The 3,610-nt window shown below is 48.4% G+C and carries 2 protein-coding genes, 2 pseudogenes and 1 other annotated feature; of the genes and pseudogenes, 2 read left to right on the plus strand and 2 right to left on the minus strand.

Features of this window, described 5'->3' with window-relative positions; translation table 11 throughout:
* Both traE and RTW80_RS23120 read right to left on the minus strand, forming a co-directional pair.
* Window positions 1-724: pseudogene (gene traE, locus RTW80_RS23115) on the minus strand (conjugal transfer protein TraE); the annotation flags it as partial.
* A gap of 150 nt (window positions 725-874) precedes the next feature.
* A pseudogene (locus RTW80_RS23120) lies at window positions 875-2,029 on the minus strand (tyrosine-type recombinase/integrase).
* Here RTW80_RS23120 and RTW80_RS23125 point away from each other — a divergent pair.
* Both RTW80_RS23125 and RTW80_RS23130 read left to right on the plus strand, forming a co-directional pair.
* Window positions 2,028-2,354: a hypothetical protein gene (locus tag RTW80_RS23125; protein WP_213213007.1), complete on the plus strand. Its 327-nt coding sequence runs from the start codon at window positions 2,028-2,030 to the stop codon at window positions 2,352-2,354. The pseudogene RTW80_RS23120 and the gene RTW80_RS23125 overlap by 2 nt on opposite strands.
* Before the next feature lie 25 nt (window positions 2,355-2,379).
* Window positions 2,380-3,593, plus strand: a protein-coding gene (locus tag RTW80_RS23130; RefSeq protein WP_409415309.1) for an IS3 family transposase whose coding sequence is annotated in 2 segments (ribosomal slippage) — window positions 2,380-2,668 and window positions 2,668-3,593 — 1,215 coding nt in all. Because the reading frame shifts where the segments join, the coding sequence is not laid out codon by codon here.
* Window positions 2,661-2,777, plus strand: a sequence feature (AL1L pseudoknot). It overlaps the preceding gene by 117 nt.
* Window positions 3,594-3,610: the final 17 nt, after the last annotated feature.

Raw genomic sequence — 3,610 nt, forward strand, 5'->3', positions numbered from 1 at the left:
ACATTGTTGTATTCTGCCTGGTTGTATATTCAGTTAACCATTTTCTTTTTTCATCGTTCAGAAGTGTTGGTGATAATGATAGTGCCGGATATATTACAGAGCCATTTATTTCTTTTTCCTGTCTCAATATTACCCCGCAATATTCTCTTTTCGTGTGTCCTGCGAAGGGGAAACTATGCCAGAAAATAACTTCAGTGTTGCTGCTATTATTAATAAGCATTCTGAAATTATCAGCAGTATCTGGCCATTCACCGGACAACGCTATCGGATAGATTTAATGGCCATTCAGCCAGTCCGGATTGAGATTAAAACATTCAGCAAGATGTTCGAGAGCGTCAGCTGAAAGATAGTCTGCAAGTCTGGCCGGGTCCTGTATAACCGTGGAGCGGATATTCCATGGCGACAGCAATGTTGCCAGTAATGGCGCATTTATATCATGCGACAGCATGATGTATTCAATTCTGCTTATTATGTTTCCTGTGGTGTTATCCGCAGGCATAAACATATTATGAAGAGCATCCTCAAGCAGGATTCGGGTTAAATCAGCGGTGGAGATGGCTAATTGTTCGCTCATTATCCCCAGACCTTCTCTTACCCCTTGTGGGTAACGGACCTGCAGAGGTGTCGGGTTTATCTGACGACCGTTGATGAGTTTTTCGCCGATTGCTTTTTTGTCCAGCGAGAGCATCATTCGGGCCGCAATACCGGTCGTATTCAGTCTCATTGTTCCTCCGACTGAAAAAGTCTTTTCAGCTCATGTGGTTATTGTCTCTTCGGTGTTTTTTCTGGTGAAACGAATAATTTCGATCATGCAGATCGAATGTGTTTGGCGAGTTGTTGCAACTCGCCTTTCTGTATGTGTTTTGAATGATGTTTACAGCGGGGTGCTGCCCGGGTTCAGAGGGCAAATCATAATGTAGTCAGGGTCGTTAACAGGTAACGCTCCGGGAGATGGGACACGTTCGCCTTTCTGTGCTGCAATGGCCAGTGTACGCAACAAAACCTCACTGGCGCGGTGAACTGCTTCCTCTTTCGTTGTGGCAGTGACGTGAAGGTTATCAAAATCACCGATCTCAATACGATGCGCTTTCTGCCCATTTTCTTCATCGATGGTCGTGATATGGGCAGGATACGGCACAAACCATGCTGCCACTTTTTGTGTCTGCCGCCGGCGGGCATCAAGCTTACTGACCAGTTGCCATGCACGAAGATGAGTATACCGTTTCAGCATATTCATGGAACGATGTCCTGATATTGCAGCAATCTCCATTACATTCAGGCTACCCAGTTCGAAGAAGCGGCTTATTGCTTCATGCCGTAGATCGTGAAAATGCAGGTCCTCGATGCGAAGTCGTTGTGTGGCTATTCTCCAGGCATTTTTAAAGCCGGATGCGGTGTAATCAAAAACATTGCCGTGGAGATTAACGGGCATCATCTGAAGAAAGTTACGGGCACGTCTGGACAGAGGAACATCCCGTGAGTGACCGTTTTTGGTTTCAGGTAAATGAGCCACACCGTGGCGCAAATCAATGTGTTCCCAACGTAAGGCCAGTATTTCGCCCTGCCGCATGGCTGTTTCAAGGGCAAGATGGAAAATGACATACAACATCAGATTTTTTTCGCGGAAATAGCGAGAAAGGCGACGTTCTTCTGAAGACGTTAGCCGACGATCTCGTCAGGAGGATACTTTCGGCTTGCGAACCAGTTCAACCGGGTTAGTACGACAGGTTCCCCATTCAACACGAGCAATATTGAACAGAGATGACAGAAGGGCGAGTTCAAGACGTACAGTATTACCTGTAATGGCTTTACCCGTTCGGGGGTTGATTTCTGCTAAACGAACGTCTCTGTATGTAGCAATATCAACGGTTGTTATTTCGTCCATATTCCGAAGGGCAATGGGATATCGCTTGATAACATTGCTCCGGTAAAACTCCTGTTGATGCCCTTTCTTGTGAACAGAAACTGTTTTCAGGTACTTATCCAGTGCGCGTGACAGGGACATTTTACGGATGCGTGGAGACGGCATGCTAACCTCAAAAGAGGAAAAAAATAATGCCAACAATCATTCTCTGCAAGCGTGCCAATCCGGTACCTGGAAATCATCATCAGCGTCGATATGGACGAATATAAAAACATTTACGTTATATCCCAAAAACACACAGGTCTTAGGGAGGTTTAAACTGTGTATTAACACCTATCGTATTGACGGGCGTGAAATGGCAGAAACAGAAGTCGTTCCTATTGACATGCCTGACTCTAACGGCGAGATGACTTGGCAAGCCAAAAACTACACACAGTATTCGTCCTACTTTATGAAGATTATGAACCGCCCCGGGAATCCTGGAGACTAAACTCCCTGAGAAAGAGGTAAACAGGATGACTAAAAATACTCGTTTTTCCCCCGAAGTCCGTCAGAGGGCGATTCGTATGGTTCTGGAAAGTCAGGGCGAATATGACTCACAGTGGGCGGCAATTTGTTCCATTGCCCCAAAGATTGGCTGTACACCGGAGACTCTGCGTGTCTGGGTACGCCAGCATGAGTGGGATACCGGAGGCGGTGATGGCGGGCTCACCACCGCTGAACGTCAGCGTCTGAAAGAGCTGGAACGTGAAAATCGTGAACTGCGCCGCAGTAACGATATCCTTCGCCAGGCTTCCGCTTATTTTGCGAAGGCGGAGTTCGACCGCCTCTGGAAAAAGTGATGCCACTGCTGGATAAGCTGCGTAAGCTGTACGGGGTCGGACCGGTATGCAGTGAACTACATATTGCCCCGTCAACGTATTACCACTGTCAGCAACAGCGACATCATCCTGATAAACGCAGTGCCCGTGCGCAGCGCGATGACTGGCTGAAGAAAGAGATACTGCGCGTATACGATGGGAATCATCAGGTATACGGTGTGCGTAAAGTCTGGCGTCAGTTGTTACGGGAAGGAATCAGGGTAGCCAGATGTACAGTGGCGCGCCTCATGGCGGTTATGGGACTTGCCGGTGTTCTCCGGGGTAAAAAGGTCCGCACTACCGTCAGCCGGAAAGCCGTTGCCGCAGGCGACCGCGTAAACCGTCAGTTTGTGGCAGAACGTCCTGACCAATTGTGGGTGGCTGATTTTACTTACGTCAGCACATGGCAGGGGGTCGTCTATGTGGCGTTCATCATTGATGTGTTTGCCGGATACATCGTGGGGTGGCGGGTCTCATCGTCTATGGAAACGACATTTGTGCTGGATGCTCTGGAGCAGGCGTTATGGGCCCGTCGACCGTCCGGCACAGTCCATCACAGTGATAAAGGTTCTCAGTATGTATCGCTGGCCTACACACAGCGGCTTAAGGAAGCCGGATTACTGGCATCAACAGGAAGTACTGGTGACTCGTATGACAACGCGATGGCGGAGAGCATCAATGGCCTTTACAAAGCGGAGGTAATACACCGTAAGAGCTGGAAAAACCGGACAGAAGTGGAGCTGGCCACACTCACGTGGGTGGACTGGTATAACAATCGACGATTGCTGGAAAGGCTGGGCCATACTCCTCCGGCAGAAGCAGAAAAAGCTTATTATGCTTCCATCGGAAACGATGATCTGGCAGCCTGAGTTCACAGATAAAACAC

This window comes from Escherichia sp. AM3, from assembly GCF_032029835.1.
Lineage (GTDB): Bacteria > Pseudomonadota > Gammaproteobacteria > Enterobacterales > Enterobacteriaceae > Escherichia > Escherichia coli.

What these genes read in the sequence shown, in the direction of transcription:
- RTW80_RS23125 (WP_213213007.1), top strand. Translation starts at nt 2,028, where the DNA reads ATGCTAACCTCAAAAGAGGAAAAAAATAATGCCAACAATCATTCTCTG.